The organism is Devosia oryzisoli, from assembly GCF_014837245.1.
GTDB lineage: Bacteria > Pseudomonadota > Alphaproteobacteria > Rhizobiales > Devosiaceae > Devosia > Devosia oryzisoli.
The window spans coordinates 782628-809503 of sequence record NZ_JACYFU010000001.1; the positions used below are offsets into that span (position 1 = coordinate 782628).

Here is a 26876-nt window from a genome sequence, read left to right on the forward strand (position 1 = left end):
GTCATTTCATTGGAACGCCGTCTCGGCAAAGCTGCGCAATTTGCGCGAATGCAGCCGCTCCGCCGGCTGGTCCCGCAATATCTCCATGGCCCGCAGCCCGATTTGCAGGTGCCGGTTGACCTGGGTCCGGTAGAAGTCCGAGGCCATTCCCGGCAGCTTCAGTTCGCCGTGAAGAGGTTTGTCCGACACGCAGAGCAGGGTGCCGTAGGGCACTCGGAAGCGGAACCCGTTCGCCGCGATCGTGGCGCTTTCCATGTCGAGCGCCACGGCGCGCGACTGGCTGAGCTGCCGGATGATTTCCGTCTGGTCGCGCAGTTCCCAGTTCCGGTTGTCGAACGTGGCGACGGTCCCGGTGCGCATGATCTTCTTGGTCTCGATGCCCTCGGTCTGCGTCACCTCGGCCACCGCCTGCTGCAGGGCCACCTGCACTTCGGCCAGCGCCGGTACGGGAACCGTCAGCGGCAGGTCGGCGTCCAGCACATGGTCTTCGCGCAGATAGGCGTGCGCCAGCACGAAGTCCCCCAGCTCTTGCGAATTCCTGAGGCCGGCGCAGTGGCCCAGCATGATCCAGGCATGCGGGCGAAGAACGGCGATATGGTCGGTGATGGTCTTGGCGTTGGACGGGCCGACGCCGATATTGACCATGGTGATACCGCGGCCGCGATCCCCGACCAAGTGATAGGCCGGCATCTGCGGCATGCGCGGCGGGGCCTCGCCGGTCACGCCGCCACCGGCCAGCATGTTGTCGGTCGAGACGTTCCCCGGCTCGATGAAGCGCTGGTAATGCTCATGCCCGCCCGCCATCCAGTCCTTAGCGACGCGGCAGAATTCGTCGATGTAGAACTGGTAGTTGGTAAAGATCACGAAGTTCTGGAAATGCTCGGCGTCGGTGCCCGTATAGTGCGAGAGCCGGAACAGCGAATAGTCGACGCGCGGTCCCGTAAACGCTGAAAGCGGGTACGGCCCCCCGCGCGGCGGCACGTAGGTGCCGTTGGCGATTTCATCGTCCGTATTGGTCAGGTCCGGTGCATCAAAGATATCGCGCAATGGCACGTCGATGGCGTTGAGGGCTTTCCCGTCGAGGTGTTCGCGCGGCCCCAGCGCGAAATGCAACGGGATCGGCGTATCCGATTCCCCGACATCGATCGTGCCACCGTGATTGCTGAGAATCACCGCGAACTGTTCCTGCAGATACCCCTTGAACAGATCCGGCGCCGTCACGGTGGTCCGATAGAGGCCCGGGCTATGCAGGTAGCCGTAGGGCAGTGTGCTTTCGTGCTTGGAATAGCTCGTGGAGCGCACTTCCACCTGAGGGTAGCAGGCCCGCACTCGGCCTTCGGGCAGCACACCGCGGCTCAGGTTCTCGAGGTGGCTGCGGATGAACTCGCAGTTGCGGCGGTAGATGTCGGCGATATGGGCCCAGGCGGCCTGCGGATCGGTGAAGGACGTCTTCTCGAGGCGGGGCGGGCTGATTGTCGTCATTGTTGACCCTTGTGGTGGCGCCCCCGGACATGAGCGCCATGCTGATCGGAATCGTGCGCTGATACATATGGTGCACTATAGGGGCCGCATGACAGTTCCTCAACGCGCCGGGCGCCGTCACAGCAGGCTTCACAGTTCGGTGAGCCGCACTTTTCTCGCCGCAATTAGTGCTCATCTTCATAAGCAGTTCATCGGCACGGCAAGCGACCCATGCATCCGGTGAGCGGGTGGTGGTTCGCCGCTTGTCCCCCAAGCCCTCAACAGCGCGGTGGACTCCTGCCCCAAAGGCCGCCCGGCAGCGATGCCGCGGCGGCCTTCGCTGTTCTAGCGTGCCTGAAAGTCGACGAGGGTCTCCGGGTTCACCTCGCCGTCATAGCTCGCGTCGACGTCATAACTGACAAGCGCGAACTGGCCGTCACGGAACATCCATGTGCCCGATGAACTGGCGTCTCCGATACCCCGCCACAGACTATGGGAAGTCACCGTCAAAGTTTCTGGATCGAACTCTGAATTGACGAGGATGGTGGCGGCGGTCATTCCGCTGACCGTTACACTCTCGAGTTTCCCCTCGAGCAGATCGTCATCATCATATTTGGTTTCGAACGTCGGCTCGGCAAACGCGAGCGGCTGCAGTCCGTCATACTCGCGGTACCAGTAGTAGGCGTGCTGGAGGTTGTAGGCGCCCGCGCCGCAAAAGATACGGATTAGGGTGACCTCTTCCTTCTCGGCATCGTCGGCGTAGCTGGGGACATAACTGAACGTCCAGCTTTGCAACTCGTCTTCAGGCACATAGCCACCGTCGGTACGCTCACACATAGGGCCGCTGGCAAGAGAATGCAGTTTGCGCGCCTGCTTCGCCAGGTTGGCATCTTGTGCGGTACTGGGCAGCGTTCCCAGGCAAAGGGCCACGAGTGGCAGCCAAAGCGATGGACGGATCATGGAGTATCCCTTATGTCGAGGCCAAGCGCGAGCCATCAGCGCCCGCGCCTCCAGATTAATCACAGCGAGGCCCCATGACCGCAAAAATCATCGACGGAAAGCAGTTTGCCGAGAACCTGCGCGGTCGCATTGCGGAACATGTGGCACGCCTAAAGGCGGAGCACGGCATCACCCCGGGCCTTGCGGTGGTGATCGTTGGGGAAGACCCGGCCAGCCAGGTCTACGTCGCCAACAAGGCCAGGCAAACCGCCGAAGTGGGCATGGCTTCGTTTAAACACGAATTGCCGGCTGATACGTCCGAGGCCGACCTGCTTACCCTGGTGCACCGGCTCAATGCCGATCCCGCGGTCCACGGCATCCTCGTCCAGATGCCCTTACCGAAGCACATCGACGCCAATAAGATCATCGAAGCCATCTATCCGGCGAAGGATGTCGATTGCTTCACGCCCGCCAACGTCGGCAAGGTCCAGATCGGACTGCCCGGCCCCGTGTCCTGCACTCCGCTGGGTTGCCTGATGCTCCTGCGCGCGGAACTGGGCTCGCTGGAGGGGAAGCACGCGGTCATCGTCGGCCGTTCCAACCTTGTTGGCAAGCCGATGGCGCAATTGCTCCTGCGCGACAACTGCACGGTCACCGTGGCCCATTCGCGGACTCAGAACCTTCCCGATGTCATTCGCCAGGCTGACATCGTCGTCGCCGCCGTCGGGCGGCCCCAGATGATAAAGGGAGATTGGATAAAGCCGGGGGCCGCGGTTATCGATGTCGGCATCAACAGGATCGCCGCGCCGGAAAAGGGCGAGGGCAAGACCCGCTTGGTTGGTGACGTCGACACAGCAGCAGCGTCCGAAGTGGCCGGCGCCATCACGCCTGTCCCCGGCGGCGTCGGCCCGATGACGATCGCCTGTCTCCTCGCCAATACCGTCACCACGGCTTCACTGATCAATGGCCTCATCCCGCCGAGCGATCTTACGGCATGAGCGACGACTCCCATGACCCCGGCGGCAAGGTGCGCTTGCGCCTTGCCCCCGGCGTCCACGGCGACGCCAAGATGAGCGCCGATGGCCGCTACCGGCAGCGGATGCGCCGCTGGATCGGTGAATATTTTCCGGATCGCTACATTGTCTTCGTCGGCATGAATCCGTCCACAGCGGATGCGCTGGTGGATGATCCCACATGTGCTCGTGAGTGGACGTTCGCTCGTCGCGAGGGCTTTTTCGGCATGATCAAGTGCAATGTGGGCGACTACCGCGCAACTGACCCGAAGGCGCTGCTGCAGCCGGGGGTGTCGGCTGTGTCTCCTGCCAACCTGCCCGACCTGCTGGATGCCGCCGCAGGCGCCGCCCGTGTTGTGCTCTGTCATGGCAAGCTCAACAAGGCCTTGGCTCCGGCTGGTCGCGAAATGATCGAAGCGCTACGGGCCGCAGGCGTCGAACTCTGGTGCTTCGGCACGAATGCCGACGGCTCGCCAAAGCACCCGCTCTATCTGCGGTCCGACACTCCTCTTGTGCCGTTTATCGCCTAGAGACGGTAGCGGCCGCTAAGCTTTTGTTCGATGACGGGGAGCATCTGCTCCGCCGCTGCCCGACCTTCCGCGATAGCCTCAGGGGCACGGTGAAACTCCAGCAGACCGAAACTCGCGACGCGCGGTGCGATCATTGCGTGCGGTGGCTCGCCCGCCAGGCGGGAGCGCGTGATGTGGTTCTGCATGATGTCGATCGAATTGGTGAGCACATCGAAGTAGCCAGGTCCGCCGAGGCCGGCAAACCATTTCAGCGAAGCCATCTTTTGCACGGATTCAGGGATGGAGCGGATCACGTCCACAACGCCTTCCGGTTTTGGGCGCGGTTCGTCGTTCGGCTCGGGTTCGGCTATCAGCGGCCGTCCAAGCAGGTCCCCATTGAGACTGACGGCAATGATGAAGTCCGCCTCCATGGCGCGGCACAGGGAAACCGGGATCGGGTTGACCAATCCGCCATCGGACAGCCAGCGGCCATCGATCCTCGTCGGGCTGAACAGCCCCGGCATGCCTATGGAGGCACGAATGGCAGGAGCGAGGGCTCCAACTCGAAGCCAGATCTCACGCCCATTGCTGATATCGGTAGCCACCGCACCAAACGGGATGGCCAGGTCCTCGATGTTTTCCGGCAGACCCATGCCGGCTAGCCAATCCAAGATACGGGCGCCGTCGACCAGGCCGCCGGCAAGAACGTTGATGTCGACCATCGCGGCAACCGCGCGCCAGTCTGCGCCCATGGCCCAGTCGCGCAGCTTGTCCAATTGACCACTGGCATGTACGGCGCCGACCAGTGCCCCTATCGAAGTTCCGCAAATAATGTCTGGCTTGATACCCGCTTCGATCAGCGCCTCGATCACCCCGATATGGGCCCAACCACGCGCGGCGCCGCCGCCCAGAGCCAGTGCAACGCGGGTCCCGGTCATGCCAATCTCCAGCTAGTGGTCAGACAATGTCAGGACCCAGACTAAGGCGCGTCAGCAAGAAAGAACAAGCGAGCCACCGCGTGGTCGCGCAGTGCCTGTGCCGGCAGTTTGCCATTCAGGGCATCCAGAACGCGCTGCCGGTCGCGAACCGCACTAGCGTCTACTACGACGCGCTGGAACGCCGGCCGCGTTCCGCGTCGCTGTTCCTCGATCAGGTTGAACAGTAGAGTCCGCACGTCAGTTTGACTGGAGCACGCAACGCATACTTCTCCATCGGCATGGCCGTGCCCGCTGTTGGCCGGGAGACGCAGCAGCGCCGTGCCGGCATCCAGGTCCGTCAGCAGCGGCCCCGGAGCGGTCACCAGGATCACCGGAATTGGCTGCGGACGGGGAGTGCTCACTCCGCCGCCACCTTGTTCGGAATGTAGTTGAGGATGGGTCCCAGCCAGCGCTCGACTTCCTGGACTTCCATCCCCTTGCGCTGGGCATAATCAATTACCTGATCGCGCTCCACCTTGGCCACGCCAAAGTAATACGCATCGGGGTGGGCATAGTAGAGGCCTGAGACGGATGATCCGGGCCACATTGCGTAGCTTTCGGTCAGCCTCACTCCAACATTGCGTTCCGCTTCCAGCAGCCGAAACAGGGTCGTCTTTTCCGTGTGGTCAGGCTGTGCCGGATAACCGGCCGCCGGGCGTATGCCGCGATAGGTCTCGGCGATCAACTCGCTGCTGGTGAGCGTCTCGTCCGCGGCGTAGCCCCAGAACTCACGGCGCACCTTCATGTGCATATATTCGGCAAGCGCCTCTGCGAAGCGATCCGCCAGGGCCTTCACCAGAATCGATGAGTAATCGTCGTTAGCGCGCTCGAAGCGTTCGGCGATCGCCACCTCTTCCATCCCCGCAGTGACGACGAACCCGCCCAGATAATCCGGCTTTCCGCTCTCGATCGGCGCAATGAAGTCGCTCAGGGCCATATTGGGTTTGCCGTCGCGCTTGCTCAGCTGCTGGCGCAGCGTAAAGAACGTCGCCAATTCGTCCTCGCGCTGATCGTCGGTAAACAGCCTTACGTCGTCCCCGACGGCACTGGCCGGCCAGAAGCCAATCACCGCCTTGGGTGCAAACCATCTCTGCTCGATGATTTCCGCCAGCATGGCCTGCGCATCAACCCATAGCGCCCGCGCCGCCTCACCCTGCTTCTCATCCTCAAGGATCGCCGGATAGCGGCCCTTGAGTTCCCAGGTCTGGAAGAAGGGCGTCCAGTCGATGTAGTCGGCCAACTCCTTGAGGTCGAAATCGCCAAAGGTTCTGGTCCCGAGGAAAGTCGGTTTGGGTGGTGTATAGGCGCTCCAGTCCGGCCTGAAGGCGTTGTTCCGCGCGTCCGCCAGCGGCAGGCGTCGTTTCTCCGCCTCGGCCCGCTCGTGCGCGGCTGCCGCCTTGGCGTATTCTGCCCGCACCTGTTCGATGAACGTCACCTTTGTGTCGTCGGACAACAGATTCGAAACCACCCCCACAGCACGGCTGGCGTCGTTGACATGCACGGCCTGTCCGCGCGCATAGCGCGGGTGAATTTTTACCGCCGTATGAACGCGGCTCGTTGTGGCGCCACCGATCAGCAGCGGAATATCAAACCCCTCGCGCTCCATCTCTGCAGCGACGTGCGCCATCTCGTCGAGCGATGGCGTAATGAGCCCCGACAGGCCGATGATGTCGACATTCTCTGCCCGGGCCGTCTCCAGGATTTTCTGACTCGAAACCATGACGCCCAGGTCGATGATCTCGTAGTTGTTGCAGGCCAGGACGACGCCAACGATGTTCTTGCCGATGTCGTGCACATCGCCCTTGACGGTCGCCATCAGCACCTTGCCGGCGCTCTGGCGGCCGCCGACGTCGCCATTGGCGGCCTTTTCCTCTTCCATGAAGGGCAGGAGATAAGCCACGGCCTGCTTCATCACGCGGGCTGATTTCACCACCTGGGGCAGGAACATCTTCCCCGACCCGAAGAGATCGCCAACCACGTTCATGCCCGCCATAAGCGGTCCCTCTATGACGTGCAGGGGCCGGTCATAGGTTTGGCGCGCTTCCTCGGTGTCGGCTTCAATGAACTCGGTTACGCCATTGACCAGCGCATGCGAAATTCTTTCGCCGACCGGCAGCTCGCGCCAGCTCATGTCCTTGGCCTTGCCGGCGCCTCCGCCCTGACCCTTGAACCGCTCCGCGATCTCGAGCAAGCGATCGGTGGAATCTGGGCGCCGGTTGAGGATGACGTCCTCGCAGGCGTCCCTCAATTCGGGTTCGATGCTCTCATACACGGCCAACTGGCCGGCATTGACGATGCCCATGTCCATGCCGTTCTGGATGGCATGGTAGAGGAAGACCGAATGCATTGCCTCCCGCACCGGCTCATTGCCGCGGAACGAAAAGCTGAGGTTCGAGATACCGCCCGAGATATGCACATGCGGCAGCCGCTCAGTGATCTGCTTGGTGGCCTCAATGAAGTCGACGCCGTAGTTGTTGTGTTCCTCTATCCCCGTCGCCACGGCAAAAACGTTGGGGTCGAAGATGACGTCTTCGGGGGAGATCCCCACCACTTCGGTCAGGATCTTGTATGCGCGTGCGCAAATCTCGACCTTGCGCTGCTTTGTGTCGGCCTGTCCCTTTTCATCGAACGCCATTACCACGACGGCCGCGCCATAGGCCTTCACCAACTTGGCGTGGCGAATGAACGTCTCTTCGCCTTCCTTGAGCGAGATGGAGTTGACCAGCGCCTTTCCCTGCACGCACTTGAGGCCTGCCTCGATGACATCCCACTTGGAGCTGTCGATCATCAGCGGGACCTTGGCGATGTCTGGCTCGGCCGCAAGCAGGTTGAGGAAATCAACCATCACTTGCTGGCTGTCGATCAGGCCCTCATCCATGTTGATGTCGATGACCTGCGCGCCATTCGCCACCTGATCGCGTGCCACATCGAGCGCGGCAGTGTAGTCGCCGGCTGTGATGAGTTTGCGGAAACGTGCGGAGCCAGTAACGTTGGTGCGTTCGCCGATATTGACGAAGGGGATGTCGCTGGTCAGCGTGAAATGCTCGAGCCCCGCCAGCCGCAGCAACCGGTCCGCCTTCGGCACCTTTCGCGGCTGGTACTGGGCCGCCATCTGCGCCACCGCCCTTATATGGTCTGGCGTCGAGCCGCAGCATCCACCAACGATGTTCAGCAAGCCGTCGCTGGCAAAGGCCCGCAGTTGTCCAGCCATCTGCTCGGGCGTCTGGTCATAGGCGCCCATCTCGTTGGGCAGCCCGGCATTCGGATAGGCGCAGATCAGAGTGTCGGCCACTCCCGACAATTCGGCAATATGGTCGCGCATCAAATCGGCGCCCAGCGCGCAGTTAAGCCCGATGGTGAAGGGCTGGGCATGCCGCACCGAATACCAAAAGGCAGTCGGCGTCTGACCAGAGAGCGTTCGCCCCGAAAGGTCGGTGATCGTCCCGGAAATCATGATCGGTACGTCGATACCGCGCTCTTCGAACAGCCGCTGCGCCGCAAAGATGCCGGCCTTTGTGTTGAGCGTATCGGTGATGGTCTCGAACAGCAGCAGGTCGGCGCCCGCGTCTATCAGGCCTCGGATTGCCTCGCCATACGCTTCAACAAGCGCATCGAAGGTAATGGCCCGGTGACCCGGATTGTTGACGTCCGTCGACATTGACGACGTCTTGTTCGTAGGCCCCAAAGCGCCCGCCACAAAACGCCGCCTTCCGTCCTCGGCCTCGGCTCGCAGAGCCGCGCGACGCGCCACGACCACACCCTGATAGTTGATGTCATAGACCGCGCTCTCGCAGCCATAGTCTGCCTGCGCCACGGAGGTTGCAGAGAACGTGTTGGTCTCGGCGATGTCGGCGCCGGCCATGAAGTATGCGAAGTGAATGTCTTCGATCCGCTTGGGTTCGGTGATCACCAGCAGATCGTTGTTGCCCTTGAGCGGCAGCGTCCAGTCCTTGAAGCGCTCGCCGCGAAAGTTGTCCTCGCTCAGGCCCAGGCGCTGGATCATCGTGCCCATGGCGCCATCCAGGATCAGGATGCGTTCGGCCGTCGCTTTGGCCAGGGCGGCTCGCACGTCGGTCCAATCGGTCTGGGGCAGGGGACTGTCGATCGTCTGGGGGGAGGGGCTCATCGCCGTCCTCTCTTTCTGCTTCACGAGCGCAAACGCGCTTGGCGCAAGACATAAAGATATCTTTATATCAGTCAACCCACAACCTTGGGCATCATTATCGGGTAGTCCTTTGGTAACCGTAAGGTGCCGAATTGCCGCGATGCGCCTCGGGGTTCTGCGCACCTTAACGCCCTCATAACCACAAGAGTGCGAACTGGTTTGTATAAAATGCGATCTGCCTATCATGGTCGCGCGAACCTCCGGCTAGTTGAGTAATGCGTACCGTGACGACTTATTGGCGTACCGCCGTCCGATCCATTGCCCTGTCATCCGTGCTGGCAACTATCGTGGCCGCATGTACCATGGGAAACCTTGGCCCCACCGTGAGCCGCGGTGCATTTACCTCGAGCGAATACGGGGTTGCGGTCTCTCCACGCGTTTCTCGAGATCCCAACCCGCCGCGCGGCGGTGGTCGCTATCAAGTGGGTGAGCCCTACACGGTGCGAGGAAAAGTCTACGTGCCCAAGGACGATCCCGGCTATTCAGGGATCGGACGCGCGTCTTGGTACGGCGCCGATTTCCACGGAAGACGGACTGCAAACGGCGAGATTTTCTCGGCCAATGCCATCACCGCCGCCCATCCTACCCTGCCGCTACCGTCCTATGTGCGGGTCACGAATACCGATAACGGCCGGTCGATGATTGTCCGCGTCAATGACCGCGGACCGTACGTTTCCGGCCGAATAATCGACCTCAGCTATCGCGCGGCCGCCATGTTGGGTTACGTCAACGGAGGCTCGGCCAACGTCAAGGTGGACTATGTCGGCAAGGCCCCGCTCAACGGGGACGATACACGCGCTCTTGTCGCCAGCTATAATGGTCCGGCCTATGATGCGGGTAACGTGCGGGTCGCCAGTGCCGGCCAGAGCAGTCGAAGCCTTGTCGGCATGACCACCAACTTCTTCAGCAGCCTCTTTTCCTACGCCGAAACAACTCCCGAGCAGGTAGACGCCGGCATCGGCACCGCCCATGCCGCGGCCAACGCCATGGCATCACGCTCGGATGCCCTTCAGCAGTGGGCGGCGAGCGTGGATGCGGATCGGCGCAGCATCCAGCTTGGTCTGGGAGTCTATTCGAACAGAGACAACGCGATCATCCTCGCGGAAAAGTTTGCCGTCCTGGGTGCGGTGGACGAGAAGACCGTCAGCTTCAATGGCCACCCTGCCACGCAGCTGACGCTGACACGGCTCAAACCAGGAGTTGATCGGCAGGACGCCTTGGATCTGGCGCGGCAACTTGGCCTTTCGGACATAGTTCTTTATTAGTTTGAAGTGTCCGGGCGCCTCGTAAAGGCGGGGGTATGCCCGCGCCATGCAAGGATTGGTCCGTGAAACTGCTCTACGTCATCGCCGCGCTGTTCGCGTTCGCTGCCCCTGCGACAGCGCAGGCGGACTTCGACACACAGGCGAAGTTCGCTGTCCTCATGGACTACGAGTCTGGAACCGTCATCTTTCAGAAAGATGCGGACGTTGAGCTTGAGCCCGCGAGCATGGCCAAACTCATGACGCTTGCGGTGGTGTTCAACGAGATTCGGGCAGGGCGTGTCAGCCTCAAGGACGAGTTCTTCGTCTCGGAACACGCATGGCGGACCGGTGGGGCCAGTTCAGGCGGCTCGACGATGTTCGCGGAACTAAACTCCAAGATCCCGGTGGAAGACCTCATCCGTTCGGTCATCATCCAGTCAGGGAACGACGCGGCCATTGTATTGGCCGAAGGAATTGCGGGGTCGGAGGGCAGCTTTGCCGCGATGATGAACGAGCTGGCCAAGCAGATCGGGCTGACCAATTCCCATTTCACCAACCCGACGGGCCTTCCAGATCCCGACATGCACTCCTCGGCTCGGGACTTGGCAAATCTGGCGCGATATCTGATCTCGGAATTTCCCGAGTACTACCACTATTTCTCCGAATCCTCGATGGAATGGAACGGCATCAAACAGGCCAATCGCAACTCCTTGGTCGAAATGGGTATCGGCGTGGATGGCCTCAAGACGGGTCACACCGAGGAAGCAGGATACGGTTCCGTTACGTCCACGGCGCAGGGTGACCGGCGCCTGATTGCGGTGGTGCACGGATTGGGCTCGATGCGGGAACGTACCGAGGAAGGTCGCAAGCTGCTTACCTGGGGAGCCCGCGCTTTTGAACGCTTTACGCCCTATGCGGATGGTGCAGTCGTTGCCTACGCTGACGTTTATGGCGGCGAAAACTCCAGTGTCGGCTTGGTGGGCAAAGGGGAAATTGCGCTCTATCTGCCGCGCGGCTCGCGAGACTGCCTTAGCGCCACGGTAGATTACCAATCTCCTTTGATACCTCCGGTTATGGCGGGTGACGAGGTAGGCAAGTTGAACGTCTTCTGCAAGGACCAGCTGGTTCAGTCCGCGCCACTCTATGCTGCGAGCACGGTGCGGCAGGGCGATCTGGTGCGTCGTGCCACCGACGCGCTAAAGCAGTTGGCTCTCGGCTGGCTCTAGGCGGAAGACGACTCGGAAATGCTTGAAACGCCTCAAAGACGGCCCGCCCGGTTCATCACGTTCGAAGGTGGCGAGGGGGTTGGCAAATCAACTCAGGTTCGAAGGTTGCTGACCCGCCTCGCCAACAAGGGGATCGAAGGAGTCCGCACCCGCGAACCTGGCGGGACACCGAAGGCCGAGGCTATCCGATCATTCATTCTGCAAGGCCGATCGGAGGCATGGGGCGCGGGGGCCGAAGCCGTGCTTTTTGCGGCCGCCCGGCTCGATCATGTCAACCAGTTGATTGGGCCAAACCTCGAAAAAGGCACTTGGGTCGTCTCTGACAGGTTCTGCGATTCCACGCGAGCCTACCAAGGGCTGACGGGCGGGGTCGAGGACCGTCTTATCGACGCGCTGGAGGTGTTGGCCCTGGATGGCCACAGTCCGGATCTAACCATCGTTCTTGACATGGATCCCGTCATTGCCTTCGAACGGGTCCAGCGACGCGCGGTTGAGGACGGCCTTCAGGTGACCGGAGACCGGTTCGAGAAGGAAGAGATCGAGTGGCATCGGCGGCTTCGGCACGGCTTCCTCGATATCGCCAGCGCCAATGCCTATCGGTGCGTCGTGATTTCGGCTGAGCAATCTGAAGAGGCGCTGGAGGAGGCGATCTGGGACGTTGTCAGTTCGCGTTTTCCTGAGTTGCAGGGTCGCGCCGCGTGAACGATCCGGATTCGCTTGAGGGCATCCCGGCGCCCGAAGTCCGACAAGAAAGTCTGGGCCACGAAGAGGCTCGAGACGCTGTGGCCGCCCAACTGCAGGCAGGCCGGCTCCCGGGAGCGATCATGCTTCATGGGCCGCAGGGGATCGGCAAGGCCACTCTGGCTTTCGAACTCGCGGCACTCATCCTCACGACCACGGGCGACGAGGCCACCGGTCGGGTGCAAGAGCAGGTGGCTGCCTTGTCGCATCCAAACCTGGCCGTGCTGCGCCGCCGGCCAAAGGACAGCAAGAGCTTCTATTCAGCCATTCGCGTCGAAGACGTGCGGGAGTTGCGCGAGTCCCTGCACCGCACGCGGGGCAGGGTGGGGCATCGCATTGCCATCATAGACAGCATCGACGACTGCAATGGTCCGTCGGCCAACGCCTTGCTGAAGACGCTCGAAGAACCGCCGAGCGACACTACCTTCTTTCTGGTGTCACACCGGCCGGGTGGCCTTCTACCGACGATCAAGTCGCGTTGCCACGTGCTGGCCCTTAGGCCAATTTCTATTCGGCAGGTTGCGGAGGTGATCACCGTCACGACGCCCAACGTTTCGCCGGCTTTGCTTGAGCGCGCCGGGGACCTCGCCAAGGGACGGCCCCGCCGCGCGTTTGAAATGCTGGCCCTCGGGGAAGAGTCACCAGTTGGGGTGTTGATCGAATGGCTCAAGCACCCGGGTATGCATCCAATAGCGGCGGAAATCGCCTTGGCCGATCAATTGGGCAAGGACCCGCAGAGCGCGGACATGTCTTTTGCCCGCGAGCTTCTGAGTGACTGGATCGCCGCCGAAATGCGACAGGCTGCGCTAGAGCAGGGGGGGCGGGCGCGGCTTGCCTCTGCCACGGACCTATGGGACAAAGTGCACGCCCTCTTCGAAGAGGCCGACAGCGTCAACCTCGACATGAAGCAGACGCTGATCGTCATCTTCGACTCCATCCGCGCGCATTGCGCTCTGTCCGCTGTCCCCGAGCCCCTATGACTGCCCAGCCGTTCTTCATCACGACGCCGATCTTCTATCCCAATGGGGTACCGCACATCGGTCACGCCTATACCGCCATCGCGACAGACGTGATCGCGCGGTACCAGAGGCTGGATGGACGCGATGTGCTGTTTCTTACTGGTACCGACGAACACGGCCAGAAGATGCAGCAGACCGCCGCCAAGGAGGGCCTGACGCCGCTTGAACTCGCCACGCGCAACTCCAATGTGTTCCGCGAGCTCTGGGCCAAGCTCAATATCTCCTATGATGACTATATCCGGACCACGGAAGATCGGCACCACCGGGCCAGCGAAGCCATCTGGCAGCGAATGACAGACGCCGGCGACATCTACCTCGACAAGTACGCCGGGTGGTATTCTGTACGTCAGGAGGCCTTCTTCGACGAGAAGGAGACAACGCTCGGTGACGATGGAGTACGCCGTGAGCCATTGGGGTCGCCGGTAGAATGGGTTGAGGAGGAGAGCTACTTCTTTCGGCTCTCCGCCTTCGGCGATCGCCTCATGGCCCACTATGAGGCTAACCCCGACTTCATTGCTCCCTCTGAGCGTCGAAACGAGGTTATGAGCTTCGTGAAGTCCGGCCTGCGCGATCTCTCCGTCTCACGAGCTACGTTCGACTGGGGCATTTCTGTGCCGGGCAATGACAAGCACGTCATGTATGTCTGGGTCGACGCGCTGACCAATTACATCACCGCGACGGGTTTCCCGGACGAGAACAACCCACGACGCCGATTCTGGCCTGCCGATGTCCACATGATCGGCAAGGACATCATTCGCTTCCACGCAGTGTACTGGCCAGCGTTCCTGATGAGTGCGGGTCTCGAACTACCCAAACGGGTCTTCGCGCACGGCTTCCTGTTTAACAGGGGCGAGAAGATGTCGAAATCGGTCGGCAACGTCGTTGATCCGTTCGAGCTGACCGAAAAATACGGTCGTGACGCTCTGCGCTACTACCTCCTGCGCGAGGTGCCGTTTGGGCAGGATGGCTCCTATAGCCACGAGGCCATCGTCAACCGGATCAACGCAGATCTTGCGAACGATCTCGGCAATCTGGCGCAGCGGTCGCTTTCGATGGTCAACAAGCACTGCGGTGCTGCAGTGCCCACCCCAGGCGCCTTCACCGCGGACGATCAGGCCGTACTTGACGCGGTAGATGGTCTCCTTTCCACGACCCGGCAGGCGATGTCGGTTCAGGCGTTGCACAACGTGCTTTCGTCCATTTGGCAGGTCGTTTCCGACACCAACCGGTACTTTGCGGCACAGGCGCCCTGGGCACTGCGGAAAACTGACCCGGCGCGGATGGCGACGGTGCTCTATGTTACCGTTGAGGCCCTGCGCCAGGTCGCTATCCTCTGTCAGCCGGTCATGCCGGAATCGGCGGCGCGGCTCCTCGATCTTCTTGGCGTTGCGGAATCGGATCGCTCGTTCGACCGGCTGGGCAATGCTGCACGTGCGGTGGCGGGTCGTCCACTGCCGGCTCCCGAGGGTGTGTTTCCGCGGTATGTCGAGCCCGACCAGAGCAACTGACCGATGTTGATCGACAGCCATTGCCATCTCGACTTCCCTGAATTGTCCGCTGACCTCGACGGTGTGCTCGACCGGGCGCACAAGGCGGGCGTTGCGGGGATGGTGACGATTTCCACACTTGTGGAGAAGTTTTCCACATATTCAGAGCTTGCGGAACAACACGAGAACATCTGGTGCTCGGTTGGTACGCATCCTCACAACGCGGACAAGGAACTTCACGTCACGACAGCAGACTTGGTGCGGCTCAGTGCCCATCCGCGCTGCGTTGCCATCGGCGAAGCCGGTCTTGATTATTTCTACGACAACGCCCCGCGGGAGGCCCAGGCGACCGGACTGAGGCGGCATATTGCAGCTGCGCGGATCACAGGTCTTCCACTGGTTATCCACAGCCGGCAGGCGGACTCGGACATGGCCGCCATTCTAGAGGAGGAAAGCGGGCAGGGGGCCTTCCCTTTCCTGCTTCACTGTTTCACCGCCGGCATGGACCTCGCGCGCCGGGCTTTGGCGCTGGGCGGCTACATCTCTTTTTCGGGCATCATCACGTTCAAGAACGCTGAGGAAATTCGCGACGTCGCGCGGATGGTGCCCGCAGATCGGTACCTGGTTGAAACAGACGCGCCTTATCTCGCGCCTGTACCGCGTCGCGGACAGCCCAACGAACCGAGCTTCGTCCGGCACACGGCGGAAAAAGTGGCCGAGGTGCGTGGTATTTCGCTCGAGCAACTGGGCCGGGAAACTACCGCCAACTTCGGTCGGCTGTTCAGCAAGACCGGTCTTGTGTGAAAATGTCCGCGCCGGATCGCATCATTGCGACCATATTGGGTTGCGGATCTTCGGGCGGAGTGCCGCGCATCGGCAACGACTGGGGCATATGTGACGCCGATGAGCCGCGCAACCGGCGTCGTCGCTGTTCGTTGCTGATCGAGGCTTGGCGTAATGGTGTTGACCAGCCAACACGTGCTTTGATCGATACGGGGGCCGATCTCCGGGAGCAACTGCTCGACGCCGGCGTAGACCGGGTGGACGCGGTTCTTTTTACGCACGAGCATGCCGATCACACGCACGGGATCGATGATTTGCGTGTGCTGGCGCTGCGCAATCATCAACGCGTCGATGTCTATCTGAGCGCGCAGTGCAGCGAGCGCTTGCACGAAGCCTTTGGCTATTGTTTCCGGACTCCGCCCGGCAGCAACTATCCGCCGATTTTGAACGCACACGTCATCGAGCCAGGACAAGTGCTGGAGATTGAGGGACCGGGCGGTGTTATCGCCCTGATGCCATTTCTCCAGCACCACGGCGATATAGACTCATTGGGATTCCGCCTCAGGGACTTCGCCTACAGCTGTGATCTGTCAGGGTTTCCCGAGCAGTCGCACGCCGCGATTTCGGGTCTCGATCTTTGGGTACTGGATGCGCTTCGCCCGACGCCGCATCCAAGCCATCTCAGCTTGCCGGAGTCGCTGGACCTCATAGAGCGCTTCAAGCCACGTCAGGCGGTGTTGACGGACCTGCACATCGACATGGACTACGAGCGGCTTGACCGGGAGACACCGGCCAATGTCACGCCTGCATTCGACGGTATGCAGATCGACGTGCTAACCGGCCGCATCCTGAATATCTAGGATATGCTTCGTCACAGTAAGGCACACGCAATCGCCGCATCGCAGCTGGCACACACAGTAAAGTTCCATAATATATATTATGCGAAATATGGATGTCGCTGGGTGCGGCGGTGCCTTGTCGAGTAAGTGGTATCCGCTCCACGACCTGGCCCCCTGTTCTTTGGCGCCATTCTGGATATGGTGGCGCCACTACCAATAGATGAGTTGAGACCATATGCAGCCTTCCCGCGACATCTCCCGTCTTGTCGAGATCATGGCTCGGTTGCGAGATCCCAATGGCGGCTGTCCCTGGGATCTTGAGCAGGACTTCCGCTCCATCCGTCACTACACCATCGAAGAAGCTTACGAGGTGGCCGACGCAATCGAGCGCGAGGATTTCAGCGATCTGCGCGAAGAACTTGGCGACCTGCTATTGCAACCGATCTACCATGCACAGATGGCCAGTGAGATCGGTGAGTTTGATATTGGTGACGTCATCTATACGGTGACCGAAAAACTGATCCGCCGGCACCCGCACGTGTTTGGCGATATCACCGAGCGAGGCGCTGCAGCAGCGCAGAATCGCTGGGAAGCGATCAAGGCCACGGAACGCGCGGCCAAGGCTGAGCGCAAGGGAGACGATACCCCGTCCCTTCTCGATGACGTTCCCCAGGTCCTACCGGCGCTAGCGCGGGCGGAAAAGCTGACGAAACGAGCCGCCAAGGTCGGCTTCGACTGGCCTGACCTGGAGGCCGTCAAGGCCAAAGTCGAGGAAGAGCTTGAGGAAGTGACTGAGGCGGCCGCCACCAAGGACGCCGCTGCGGTGCACGAGGAAATTGGTGATCTACTCTTTGCCGTCGCCAATCTGGCTCGCAAGGCTGGCGTCGATCCCGAAGCGGCGTTGCGCGACGCGAACAGCAAGTTCACACGCCGGTTTCACCACGTGGAGGATCGTTGCCGCGCAGACAACATCGACGTGGCAGACGCTGGTCTCGACCGGCTCGACGGCTACTGGAACGAAATTCGCGCCGCAGATAAGGGCCTTGGCCTTTAGAGGTCAGAGATGGCTATCCGGCCGTTGAACCGCTCGAGAAATGCGTCTTTGTGGCGTGGATCAACACGAACCAGGAAATTCGAGCCCTTCTCGTTCGGTTCATCGCGGGAGATGACTTCGGCGTGGCTGTGAAGCCACCCGATATCGCTGCCTGCGCTATGCGGCACATGCACATGATAGGTACGGCTTTTCTGAGCCAGTGCCGCTTCGATGGTCGCTTTGAGCTCCTCCAGTCCCCGACCTGTCTTGGCTGACACAGCGACTGTGCCGGCAACCTTCCCTGCGGGGGCGACGCCGGCCAGCGCCGCGTCGACATCCGGCAGACGGTCAATTTTATTCCAAACTTCGATGACAGGCGTCGTTTCCGCTGAAACCCCGAGTTCTTCCAGAACCTTGAGCACGTCCTGTGCCTGCGCCGCGTGATCAGGATTGGAGATATCGCGGGCATGCAGGATGACGTCGGCCTCGAGCACTTCCTCCAGCGTCGCGCGGAACGCGGCCACGAGATCGTGCGGAAGGTCTGCAACAAATCCCACGGTGTCGCTGAGCATGACCTCCCGGCCATGCGGCAGCTCCAGGCGCCGCACCGTCGTGTCGAGCGTAGCGAAGAGCAGGTCTTCGGCAAACACCCCTGCCCCCGTCAGAACGTTGAAGAGGCTCGATTTGCCAGCATTGGTGTAACCGACGAGAGCAACAATCTGGAATGGCGTCTTCTCACGGTTGCGACGCTGCTGCGCGCGCGTGCGCTTGACCTTGTCGAGACGATCCTCGAGCAAAACGATGCGCTCTGTGATCTGGCGCCGATCGCTTTCGATCTGTGTTTCGCCGGGGCCACCCATGAATCCCATGCCGCCGCTACCTCGTTGGCGCTCCAGGTGGGTCCAGGATCGTACAAGGCGGCTTTTCTGATAGTTGAGATGGGCGAGCTCAACCTGCAGCACGCCTTCCCGGGTAGCTGCTCGTTCGCCGAAAATTTCAAGGATCAGCGCCGTGCGGTCGAGGACTTTTGTCCCCGTCTCGCGCTCGAGGTTACGTTGCTGAATGGGGCTCAGCGCAGCGTCCACGAGGAGGAGGTCTATGTCTTCTGCCTTGACCCGCTGCGCCAGGGATTCGACGTGCCCGCCCCCGATGAAGGTGGCCGGCTTAACGTCGCGTACCCGGACGACGTCCGAGAAGACGATGTCCAGGCGGATTGCCGCCGCTAGCCCTTCGAATTCGGCCTGCCTCGACTCGATTGAGTGCGCGGAAAAAGCCCCGCGCACATCCGGGCACACCAGACCAGCGCGCGTCGGCTTTTCGCGGCGGTCGATAAATGGCTGCGGACCTGCGCCCTGGTCTTCGTCCTCGTCAGATGATGACATTCAAGCGGTCAGTCGTGGTCGTTGCCATGCTCGGGATCGAACAACTGGATCGGAGCGCCTGGCATGATGGTGGAAATGGCGTGCTTATAGACCAGTTGCGACTGCGCGTCACGGCGCAACAGCAGACAGAAATTGTCGAACCAGGTGATGACACCCTGAAGCTTCACGCCGTTCACCAGGAAGATGGTCACCGGCACCTTCTGCTTCCGCACGTGATTGAGAAAGGAATCCTGCAGGTTTTGTTGTTTTTCGCTGGGCATTTAGGCCTCTTTGGTCGCGGCATTGATTGTCGCTGTTCTGGTCGCACCGAATTGGTTTGCGTGGAGACTGCCGCCCAGTCTCCGACCCAACTCGCTACCATTGGCTCAACTATGGCACATCCACGATGATGTGCCTACCCGCGCCATGTGCATGAGCACGCTCCGTATTCCGCGCCCTCATTACAACCCGAGGGACTTGATCTTGCGGTGAAGAGCGCTTCGCTCCATCCCGACAAATTCCGCGGTCTTCGAGATGTTGCCTCCGAAACGCTCGATCTGGGCGAGGAGATACTGCCGTTCAAAGACCTCACGGGCCTCGCGCAAAGGCAGGCTCATCAGATGAGCCGAGGCATCGGTATCCCCGACGGTGGGCAGCACTTCACCGATGTCGGAGGGCAACATGGCCGCTGTGATTATGCCGTTATCTGGTTGCTGATCCTTCATCAGGATGAGCAGACGCTCGATGGAGTTGCGAAGCTGCCTGGCGTTCCCAGGCCAGTCCTGGGCCTGCAGGACAGCCATGGCATCGTCGCCGACCGTCATGCGCTGCAGGTTGTGCATCCGGCAGAGTTGCTCGATGAACAGGCCGACCAGCGGCGGCACGTCTTCCCGGCGTTCTCGTAGCGGAGTAATCGGTAGCGGCACGATCGACAGACGATGGAACAAATCAGAGCGGAACTCGCCGGCATCCACCTGACCCGCCACGTTTTGAGAGCTGGACGAGATCACCCGCACGTCGATGGGAACCGCCTGAGTACCGCCAACTCGAGTGAAGCGATTCTCCACCAGTGTGCGCAGAAGCGATGCCTGCACCTGCGCCGGCAACGTCGTCACTTCCGACAGATACAGCGTGCCGCCATGGGCGCGCTCTAGTGCACCCACTTCTATGTTGAGCATGCCCGTTTTCTCGCGCGTCTCGCGGCCGAACAGCACCACAGGCACTTCGTCTGGAGCGTAAAGCGACGCGTTAATCTCGACGAAAGTGGCATTGGCGCGGGGACTGCGCTGGTGGATTTGTCGTGCCACCAATCCCTTGCCGGCGCCCGATGGACCGGAGATGAAAATGCGAGAATTGGTGGGGGCCGACTTCTCGATCAGACTTCGAACTTGGTGGAGGGCAGGTGACGTGCCGACAAGTTCTGCGCTCTTGCTGGCCGTTCGCTCCTTAAGCTCGGCCACTTCCGTTCGCAGACGCGTCGCCTCCATCGCGCGCTGCGTGATGTGCAACAGGCGGTCGATTTTGAACGGCTTTTCAATGTAGTCATAAGCGCCCCGCCGGATAGCCGAAACCGCGGTTTCCACATTGCCATGGCCAGAGATCATCACCACGGGCATGTCCGGGTGCTGGCTTTGAAACACATCAAGCAGCTGTAGACCGTCGAGACGTGACCCCTGCATCCAGATATCAAGGAACACCAGGCTCGGCCGCCTGCGGGCAATTTCGGCGAGGCCGCTGTCGGCGTCATGCGCCTGCCGCGTCTCATACCCTTCGTCTTCGAGAATTCCAGCAACGAGGTCCCGGATATCGTCCTCGTCGTCGATGATCAGTATGTCTAGTGCCATCTAGTGCTGAACAACCGCATTTAGATGCGGCTCCTCCGGTTGTGACGCTGCGTCGGACCCTGGTCCGTCGGAGTCGTCCGGTTTGTTCTTTGTTGGCGATGAGAGGGGGAGTGTGAAGGTCACACAGGCCCCTACCCGCCCCTGTGGATCAGGTTCGGCGTCCACGAGTTCGACGATGCCGCCATGTTGCTCGATAATGCGCGCAACGATAGCAAGCCCCAAACCCGTCCCCTTCTCCCGCGTCGTCATGTATGGCTCTAGGAGCCGCTGCCGGTTGTCCTTGGGCCAACCCTTGCCATTGTCGGACACCGCCACCCGGGCATGGTTACCCTCTATCTGCCCCTGGACGGTGATGGCCGGGTGCCAGTCGCCGCTCGTATCCAGCTCTTCGAACGCCTCGACGGCGTTCTTGATGAGGTTGGTGAGCGTCTGCGCCACGAGGCGGCTGTCGAACCACGCCCAAATCGCCTCTTCAGGCAATTCCGTTTGAATAGCAACTTCCGGCAGGCGAACGCTCTCGAGAAAAACCGCCTGTCTGATGGTGTCGCTGAGATCCGCCATTTCGGGTGCGGATTCCGGCATCCTGGCGAACGCCGAGAACTCGTCCACCATGCGTCCGATATCCCCTACCTGCCGGACGATCGTGTTGATGCACTTGTCAAAAACGTCCCGATCATCCTCGAGTTTGCTGCCATAGCGACGACGAAGCCGCTCAGCCGAGAGCTGGATCGGGGTCAGAGGATTTTTGATTTCGTGCGCGATACGGCGCGCTACGTCGGCCCAGGCGCTGGTGCGCTGCGCGGATTCAAGGTCGGTAATGTCGTCGAACGTGATGACGTAGCCCTTGGACTCCGTGATCGTGCCCTCCCGGGTCAACTGCACCTGGTAGATGCGGCGATTGGTTTCGTTGCCGAGCTGGATCTGGTCACGCACCTGGCCGCGGCGGGCTGAGCGGGCCTTCTCCATGGTGGCGGCGATTTCCGGCAGGATATCCTCCATTCGCTCGCCCATCAGCTCGATTTCCGTCTTCCCCAGCATTTCGCACGCCCGCGCGTTAACAAGCGTCACCGCCTCGAAGGGATCGAGGCCGATGATGCCTGCGGACACACCCTCCACCACCGCCTCGGTAAACTGGCGGCGTTTCTCGTTCATCGCGTTGGCCTGCAACAGAGCTTCCCGCTGGGTCTTGAGCTGCTGCGTCATCCGATTAAATCCATTGGACAGATCGCGCAGATCGCCCCTGCCCTCCTGGACCGGCACCTGTACATCCAAATCTCCAGCGCTCACACGTCGCGAGGCGATCATGAGATTGCGGATCGGGTCAACGAAGCGGTTCGCCAAAGCGATGCCCACCCAAAGTGCGGCCAGCAATAAGACCACAGCGAGGCCAACATACATGATGGTGAACGTGATCTGAAACACGAGCCGGTTGGAAGCATATTGCCGATATTCGGTGATGTTGTCGTCAGTTAGCTGCATGTATTGAAGTACTTCAGCATCGACAGGTCGCGCAACGAACAGGAAAGTGTCGTCGTAGCCTCGCAGCTTAACGACGGAACCGACCAAGTTGGTACTCCCAGGCGCGATTGCAGTTGGTACGCCCTCAACTACGCCCTGTGTTATTCCTGCAGGAAGTTTGGGATAGGCGCCGGCGACGTTGATCTGAGCTCTGAGGATCGTCTTTCCGTCACGATCGATCAGCGACGTAAAGGGAAGCGATCGCGTAACCGCTAGCGCTGTCAGCACGCGGGTGAAGCGGTCGGGATCATTCACATAAGTATCGTGCGCCTGCTCGAGCTCGGTGGCTACCCAGATGATATCATCTCTCAGGACCTGAGCATGCTCGAGCATATATGAGCGCGCCACAAGGCGGGAACTTTCCACCATGGCCCGGGTTCGCTCAGAGAACCACTGATCCAGCCCCTGGTTCAGCGCCACTGTGGCAACGACCGCGACCAGGGCCGCAGGAACGGCCGCCACGAAGGCAAACATGGCAACCATTCGTAGTTGAAGGCCGGAACCGGGCTGCCGTCGCATCCTCGCCTGCATCAGGAGCACGGCTTCCGTGACGACAAGGGCAAAAACCAGCAGCACCAGTACGCCGGTTACAATCCAGATGATCGTCCAAACGCCCGTCGATGGCTCGATCTTTGTCGTTCCGGTTAGTATCAGGAACGAAATCGACGACATCAGAACCGACGCCAACACCACCACGAAACCGAGGATGCGCAACGAGCGGTTGGCGTGAACACCCCACGAACGGCGCCGCTGCGGCACCGGCGCGTTTTCTGGTGGTGCAGTCGGTTTGGCGGCCAGATCGGTCATGCAGTCCTTATCATTTCGAGGCGACTATCAGCCCCGCGCCAGAGGGGCTCTCCCTTCTGTCGTTCGAAATCAGGGCGTAAAGCAAAAAGCCTGACCGATTTCGCGCCACCCTTCAAGATAAATGTTGCCGAAATGTGACACTAGGGCATAGGGCCTCTAGACGACCACAGCACTAATTGCCTCGGCGGCTGTGTTTGATGATCTCAATGCTGTGCGTACGGATTTTTTTCCGCAGCGTATTTCTGTTGAGCCCAAGCAGGTCTGCAGCCTTGATCTGATTGCCGCCACAAGCGTTCAGGGCCATGGCGATCAGTGGCGCCTCCACGCGGTCGATGACCCGCTGATATAGCCCCGGAGGCGGCAGATTGGGTTCATGTTCCCGCAGGACCTGGCTTACATGCGTCTCGACCGCTGTCGACACATCGACGGGTCCAGTTGGACCGTTGGGGGTTGAACGCTCCGTCAGGTTCAGCTCGTTCTGCACGATTTCGGGCGAGATCTGCTCGTCGGCATAAAGGGCTGACAGGCGGCGCACGAGGTTTTCGAGTTCGCGCACGTTACCCGGCCACGAATAGTCCTGCATGATGCGGATGGCCTCGGGCGCGATGGTCTTGACCGGCTCTCCATCCCGCTGGGCTGCTCGGAGGAAATGCAGAGCCAGGTCCGCAATGTCGTCGACACGTTCGCGCAAGGGCGGCAGACGGATCGGCACCACGTTCAGGCGGTAGTAGAGGTCTTCCCGGAATAGACCCTGACGGATCATCTGTCCTAGATCGCGATGGGTGGCTGCAACAATGCGCACGTTGGTCTTTATGGCGCTGCGACCGCCGACCATTGTGTACTCGCCTTCCTGCAGCACGCGCAGCAAGCGGGTCTGCGCATCCATCGGCATATCGCCGATTTCATCGAGGAAGAGCGTTCCGCCTTCCGCCTGCTCGAAACGCCCGGATGATCGCGTGTTGGCGCCGGTAAAGGCGCCTTTCTCATGTCCAAATAGTTCAGCCTCAATCAGGTCGCGGGGAATAGCCGCCATGTTGATCGCGACAAAAGGGCCGTTTCTACGCTTCCCGAAATCGTGTAGCGCCCGGGCGACGAGTTCCTTGCCGGTCCCGCTCTCGCCGGTGATCATCACCGTCAGATCCGTCTGCATCAGCCGAGCGAGGGCGCGGTAGATATCCTGCATGGCCGCCGAGCGACCCACCAGCGGCATTGTCTCGCCTGCCTCGTCCACAGATCGCTGAGGCGCGGACGGCTTCTTCGCGTCGGCCAAGGCGCGGGCCACGACGGAGAGCACCTCGGTTATGTCGAAGGGCTTGGGGAGATACTCGTATGCCCCGACCTCGGACGCCCGGATGGCGGTCATGAACGTATTCTGCGCACTCATGACCACCATCGGCAGGTCCGGGCGCAGTTTCTTGATCTTGGGCATTACCTCGAAGGCATTGCCATCCGGCATCGTCACGTCCGTGATCAGGATGTCTCCCTCACCCCGGCTTACCCAATTCCACATGGTTGACATATTGCCGGTCGGTCGGACCTCATAGCCGGCCCGCGTCAGCGCCTGATTGAGGACCATGCGGATTGCCGCGTCATCGTCGGCCAGAAGAACAACGTGACTCATCGAGCCGAACCCTCTCGTATGGTCTGTGCGGGAGTGTGAAAGGCCTCGCTGGCCACCGGAAGAAGTATGCGGAACCGCGTGCGCCCGGGGCGGCTCTCGCAATCGATTACGCCACCGTGGTCGCCGATGATCTTGGCCACCAGGGCAAGGCCGAGACCCGATCCGTTCGTCTTGGTGGTGACGAACGGATCGAACAGGAACGGCAAGGTGTCGGGCGGTACGCCAGGCCCATTGTCCTCGATGACGATCTCCAGAGGCAGCGAAATGCGTTCCGCTACTCCCGCGACACTAATGCGAATGCCTGGGCGGAATGCCGTGTAAAGCTTGATCTCGGGTTTGTGCGTTCTTTCAAGAGCTTCGGAGGCGTTCTTGATCAGGTTCAGGAACACCTGGATCAACTGATCGCGGTTGCCCAGAACCGGTGGCAGGGACGGATCATATTCTTCCGAGAAGGTGATGCCGCGAGCGACGCCATTGCGTGCCAGAAGTTTCACGCGATCGAGGATGACATGGATGTTGATAGGCTCCCGCTCCACCGGCCGCTCGTCTCCGAACACTTCGACCCGGTCGATCAGGCCAACAATGCGGTCGGTTTCGTCCCGAATAAGCCGCGCAAGGGGGACTTCGTCGGATGGAACAGACTGCTCAAGCAGTTGCGCCGCGCCGCGAATGCCTGAGAGCGGGTTCTTGATCTCATGCGCCAGCATTGCGGCAAGCCCAGTGACAGAGCGTGCCGCGCCGCGAGAGACCATCTGGCGGTCAATCTTGTCCGACATGGTCCGCTCCTGGATAAGAAGCGTGGTCCGCCCATCGGTGTCGGAAATGGGGCTGGCAAACACATCGGCGATGCGCTCGTCTCCGAAGCGGGATGAGCCAATCCGCACTCGGTATTCGTTCATCGGTGCCCGTCGCTGCACCACCGTTTCCACAAGCGAGATGATCGGCGAGCCAAAGGCGATCAAGTCGTCCAGCTTCTGTCGCGTCAGCATGCTCAGCGACGCCCCGAAAAAAGCCTCGGCGGCGTAGTTGGCAAACTGGATGTGGCGGTCATCGTCCAGCACGAGTATAGGCTGCGGCAAGGCCTGTAATACTGCTGTTGCCGGCACGGCGTCCAATTCATGGGCGCTCGTGGGGCTCACGCTGCAGCCCTCCAGTCACCCCTGAACACTTCTCTGATCACCGTTAGAACCGACTTGGGCTCGACGCCCTCGAGCAGGGCCCGTTTCGTGTCGCGATCGAGGTCCAACCCCTGTGCTTCGGCGTACCAAGCCAGGTGCTTGCGGGCCGCACGCAGGCCCACTTCCAGTCCATAGTCGATCAGCATCGCTTCATAGTGCCAGCAGATGAGATCGGTGAGTTCAGAGCCGGTGGGAGCATCGGCCGGCGCCCTGCCGGCAAGAGCCGCGCCGATCTGGCCGACACGCCACGGCCGACCCTGCGCGCCCCGCCCGATCATCACAGCCCGAGCCCCCGATGCTTCCAAGGCCGCCTTCGCCCTTGCTGGCGTGGTGATGTCGCCGTTGACCACCACTGGTACCGAAACAGCGTCCACGACCGGGCGAACCAACGCCCAATTGGCCTCACCCTTGTAAAACTGCTGTCGCGTGCGCCCGTGCACTGTGATCATCTGTGCACCGGCACCCTCCGCGAGCCTGGCAATCTGTGGCGCGTTAAGGGTGTCGTCGTCCCATCCAAGCCGCATCTTGACCGTCACCGGCACGGTGGTGGCCTTGACCACCGCGTCGACAATGGCGAGCGCTTGATCAGGCACGCGCATCAGGGCTGAGCCAGCATAGCCACTTGTGACGCGTTTGGCGGGACAGCCAAAGTTTATGTCGATGATATTCGCCCCGGCAGCCTCCGCTATACGGGCGCCTTCGGCCATCCAGTGCGGCTCGCACCCTGCCAACTGGACCATGTGAGGAAGCTGACCCGAAGACGTGAGTTTGCGCACCATGTCCTGGTGCCCCGTGCTCAGGGCTGCACTGGCCACCATTTCCGACACCACCATCCCTGCGCCGAACCGGGCGGCCAAGTCGCGGAACGGACGATCGGTGATTCCGGCCATGGGAGCGAGCAGAGCGTTGTTCCGCAATTCGTACGGCCCAATGCTTAAGGCGCAGGCAGATAGCGACACAATTGCCCCGGATTTGTTCAGAAGCACGATATTGCCCGCACAATAGTCAATTTCAGGTCGGCTGCAACTGATAGAGCGACCCCACTGCCGTGAGGGCAGCCCTGCCCTTGCCGCATGGCCGGCGGACCGCTAGACCCTCGTCAGGCGCCACC

At 61.0% G+C, this 26876-nt stretch carries 22 protein-coding genes; 10 read left to right on the top strand and 12 right to left on the bottom strand.

Going from position 1 to position 26876, the window contains the following annotated elements:
• Positions 1 to 6: 6 nt before the first annotated feature.
• Positions 7 to 1482 (bottom strand): AMP nucleosidase, encoded by a 1476-nt coding sequence (locus tag IC608_RS03960; RefSeq protein WP_191772815.1) that lies wholly within the window; start codon positions 1480 to 1482, stop codon positions 7 to 9.
• A 324-nt stretch (positions 1483 to 1806) separates the two neighbouring features.
• Complete coding sequence (locus IC608_RS03965) at positions 1807 to 2421, bottom strand: DUF1176 domain-containing protein (RefSeq protein WP_191772817.1); 615 nt, start codon at positions 2419 to 2421, stop codon at positions 1807 to 1809.
• A 74-nt stretch (positions 2422 to 2495) separates the two neighbouring features.
• Here IC608_RS03965 and folD point away from each other — a divergent pair, with 74 nt between their 5' ends.
• Entirely contained in the window at positions 2496 to 3398 is a 903-nt protein-coding gene (gene folD / locus IC608_RS03970; RefSeq protein WP_191772818.1) for a bifunctional methylenetetrahydrofolate dehydrogenase/methenyltetrahydrofolate cyclohydrolase FolD, read from the top strand.
• Complete coding sequence (locus IC608_RS03975; protein WP_191772820.1) at positions 3395 to 3943, top strand: DUF1643 domain-containing protein; 549 nt, start codon at positions 3395 to 3397, stop codon at positions 3941 to 3943. The genes folD and IC608_RS03975 overlap by 4 nt, the downstream gene beginning before the upstream one ends.
• Here IC608_RS03975 and IC608_RS03980 read toward each other — a convergent pair.
• From IC608_RS03980 to metH, 3 genes are read right to left on the bottom strand one after another with little or no spacing between them, the layout of a single operon-like run.
• Positions 3940 to 4860 (bottom strand): patatin-like phospholipase family protein, encoded by a 921-nt coding sequence (locus IC608_RS03980; protein WP_191772822.1) that lies wholly within the window; start codon positions 4858 to 4860, stop codon positions 3940 to 3942. The genes IC608_RS03975 and IC608_RS03980 overlap by 4 nt on opposite strands.
• 41 nt (positions 4861 to 4901) lie before the next feature.
• The gene (locus IC608_RS03985) at positions 4902 to 5261 is read right to left on the bottom strand and encodes a hypothetical protein (protein WP_191772824.1); all 360 of its coding nucleotides are present in this window, start codon (positions 5259 to 5261) and stop codon (positions 4902 to 4904) included.
• Complete coding sequence (gene metH, locus IC608_RS03990; protein WP_191772826.1) at positions 5258 to 9025, bottom strand: methionine synthase; 3768 nt, start codon at positions 9023 to 9025, stop codon at positions 5258 to 5260. Before metH ends, IC608_RS03985 begins: the two co-directional genes overlap by 4 nt.
• A gap of 497 nt (positions 9026 to 9522) precedes the next feature.
• Here metH and IC608_RS18425 point away from each other — a divergent pair, with 497 nt between their 5' ends.
• From IC608_RS18425 to mazG, 8 genes are all read left to right on the top strand, one after another.
• On the top strand, positions 9523 to 10329 hold the full coding sequence (locus tag IC608_RS18425) for a septal ring lytic transglycosylase RlpA family protein (protein ID WP_345890822.1): 807 nt from the start codon (positions 9523 to 9525) through the stop codon (positions 10327 to 10329).
• 62 nt (positions 10330 to 10391) lie between these two features.
• The gene (locus tag IC608_RS04000; RefSeq protein WP_345890823.1) at positions 10392 to 11534 is read left to right on the top strand and encodes a D-alanyl-D-alanine carboxypeptidase family protein; all 1143 of its coding nucleotides are present in this window, start codon (positions 10392 to 10394) and stop codon (positions 11532 to 11534) included.
• Positions 11535 to 11552: 18 nt separating this feature from the next.
• Positions 11553 to 12236 carry a dTMP kinase gene (gene tmk / locus IC608_RS04005; RefSeq protein ID WP_191772830.1) on the top strand — a complete coding sequence of 228 codons (684 nt, stop codon included), beginning with the start codon at positions 11553 to 11555 and terminating at the stop codon, positions 12234 to 12236.
• Positions 12233 to 13255, top strand: a complete 1023-nt coding sequence (locus IC608_RS04010; RefSeq protein WP_191772831.1) for an AAA family ATPase — start codon at positions 12233 to 12235, stop codon at positions 13253 to 13255. Before tmk ends, IC608_RS04010 begins: the two co-directional genes overlap by 4 nt.
• Positions 13252 to 14802: a methionine--tRNA ligase gene (gene metG, locus IC608_RS04015; protein WP_191772832.1), complete on the top strand. Its 1551-nt coding sequence runs from the start codon at positions 13252 to 13254 to the stop codon at positions 14800 to 14802. The genes IC608_RS04010 and metG overlap by 4 nt, the downstream gene beginning before the upstream one ends.
• A gap of 3 nt (positions 14803 to 14805) precedes the next feature.
• On the top strand, positions 14806 to 15585 hold the full coding sequence (locus tag IC608_RS04020; protein ID WP_191772833.1) for a TatD family hydrolase: 780 nt from the start codon (positions 14806 to 14808) through the stop codon (positions 15583 to 15585).
• A 2-nt stretch (positions 15586 to 15587) separates the two neighbouring features.
• The gene (locus IC608_RS04025; protein WP_191772834.1) at positions 15588 to 16424 is read left to right on the top strand and encodes an MBL fold metallo-hydrolase; all 837 of its coding nucleotides are present in this window, start codon (positions 15588 to 15590) and stop codon (positions 16422 to 16424) included.
• Positions 16425 to 16638: 214 nt separating this feature from the next.
• Positions 16639 to 17457 (top strand): nucleoside triphosphate pyrophosphohydrolase, encoded by an 819-nt coding sequence (gene mazG / locus IC608_RS04030; protein WP_191772835.1) that lies wholly within the window; start codon positions 16639 to 16641, stop codon positions 17455 to 17457.
• Here the strand turns inward: mazG and hflX are convergent.
• The 7 genes from hflX to dusB all read right to left on the bottom strand — a co-directional run bounded on the left by hflX (position 17454) and on the right by dusB (position 26751).
• A complete protein-coding gene (hflX, locus tag IC608_RS04035; RefSeq protein WP_191772837.1) occupies positions 17454 to 18818 on the bottom strand; it encodes a GTPase HflX in 1365 nt (454 codons plus the stop codon). The two genes, mazG and hflX, sit on opposite strands and share 4 nt — an antisense overlap.
• Before the next feature lie 8 nt (positions 18819 to 18826).
• Complete coding sequence (hfq, locus tag IC608_RS04040; RefSeq protein ID WP_191772838.1) at positions 18827 to 19078, bottom strand: RNA chaperone Hfq; 252 nt, start codon at positions 19076 to 19078, stop codon at positions 18827 to 18829.
• A gap of 180 nt (positions 19079 to 19258) precedes the next feature.
• Positions 19259 to 20641 (bottom strand): nitrogen assimilation response regulator NtrX, encoded by a 1383-nt coding sequence (gene ntrX / locus IC608_RS04045; protein ID WP_191772839.1) that lies wholly within the window; start codon positions 20639 to 20641, stop codon positions 19259 to 19261.
• Positions 20642 to 22966 (bottom strand): sensor histidine kinase NtrY-like, encoded by a 2325-nt coding sequence (locus IC608_RS04050; protein ID WP_191772840.1) that lies wholly within the window; start codon positions 22964 to 22966, stop codon positions 20642 to 20644.
• A 172-nt stretch (positions 22967 to 23138) separates the two neighbouring features.
• Positions 23139 to 24587 (bottom strand): nitrogen regulation protein NR(I), encoded by a 1449-nt coding sequence (ntrC, locus tag IC608_RS04055; protein WP_191773779.1) that lies wholly within the window; start codon positions 24585 to 24587, stop codon positions 23139 to 23141.
• Positions 24584 to 25726, bottom strand: coding sequence for a two-component system sensor histidine kinase NtrB (locus tag IC608_RS04060; RefSeq protein ID WP_345890824.1), 1143 nt, complete (start codon positions 25724 to 25726; stop codon positions 24584 to 24586). Before IC608_RS04060 ends, ntrC begins: the two co-directional genes overlap by 4 nt.
• On the bottom strand, positions 25723 to 26751 hold the full coding sequence (gene dusB / locus IC608_RS04065; RefSeq protein ID WP_345890825.1) for a tRNA dihydrouridine synthase DusB: 1029 nt from the start codon (positions 26749 to 26751) through the stop codon (positions 25723 to 25725). Before dusB ends, IC608_RS04060 begins: the two co-directional genes overlap by 4 nt.
• Between the last annotated feature and the right edge of the window lie 125 nt (positions 26752 to 26876).

Excerpts from the sequence above, each read along its gene's own strand:
- hfq (WP_191772838.1), bottom strand. The coding sequence starts at position 19,078 with ATGCCCAGCGAAAAACAACAAAACCTGCAGGATTCCTTTCTCAATCAC.
- metG (WP_191772832.1), top strand. The coding sequence starts at position 13,252 with ATGACTGCCCAGCCGTTCTTCATCACGACGCCGATCTTCTATCCCAAT.
- ntrC (WP_191773779.1), bottom strand. The coding sequence starts at position 24,587 with ATGAGTCACGTTGTTCTTCTGGCCGACGATGACGCGGCAATCCGCATG.
- folD (WP_191772818.1), top strand. The coding sequence starts at position 2,496 with ATGACCGCAAAAATCATCGACGGAAAGCAGTTTGCCGAGAACCTGCGC.
- tmk (WP_191772830.1), top strand. The coding sequence starts at position 11,553 with ATGCTTGAAACGCCTCAAAGACGGCCCGCCCGGTTCATCACGTTCGAA.
- IC608_RS03960 (WP_191772815.1), bottom strand. The coding sequence starts at position 1,482 with ATGACGACAATCAGCCCGCCCCGCCTCGAGAAGACGTCCTTCACCGAT.
- hflX (WP_191772837.1), bottom strand. The coding sequence starts at position 18,818 with ATGTCATCATCTGACGAGGACGAAGACCAGGGCGCAGGTCCGCAGCCA.
- mazG (WP_191772835.1), top strand. The coding sequence starts at position 16,639 with ATGCAGCCTTCCCGCGACATCTCCCGTCTTGTCGAGATCATGGCTCGG.
- IC608_RS03980 (WP_191772822.1), bottom strand. The coding sequence starts at position 4,860 with ATGACCGGGACCCGCGTTGCACTGGCTCTGGGCGGCGGCGCCGCGCGT.
- IC608_RS03975 (WP_191772820.1), top strand. The coding sequence starts at position 3,395 with ATGAGCGACGACTCCCATGACCCCGGCGGCAAGGTGCGCTTGCGCCTT.
- ntrX (WP_191772839.1), bottom strand. The coding sequence starts at position 20,641 with ATGGCACTAGACATACTGATCATCGACGACGAGGACGATATCCGGGAC.
- IC608_RS04050 (WP_191772840.1), bottom strand. The coding sequence starts at position 22,966 with ATGACCGATCTGGCCGCCAAACCGACTGCACCACCAGAAAACGCGCCG.
- IC608_RS04025 (WP_191772834.1), top strand. The coding sequence starts at position 15,588 with ATGTCCGCGCCGGATCGCATCATTGCGACCATATTGGGTTGCGGATCT.
- IC608_RS04020 (WP_191772833.1), top strand. The coding sequence starts at position 14,806 with ATGTTGATCGACAGCCATTGCCATCTCGACTTCCCTGAATTGTCCGCT.
- IC608_RS03965 (WP_191772817.1), bottom strand. The coding sequence starts at position 2,421 with ATGATCCGTCCATCGCTTTGGCTGCCACTCGTGGCCCTTTGCCTGGGA.
- metH (WP_191772826.1), bottom strand. The coding sequence starts at position 9,025 with ATGAGCCCCTCCCCCCAGACGATCGACAGTCCCCTGCCCCAGACCGAT.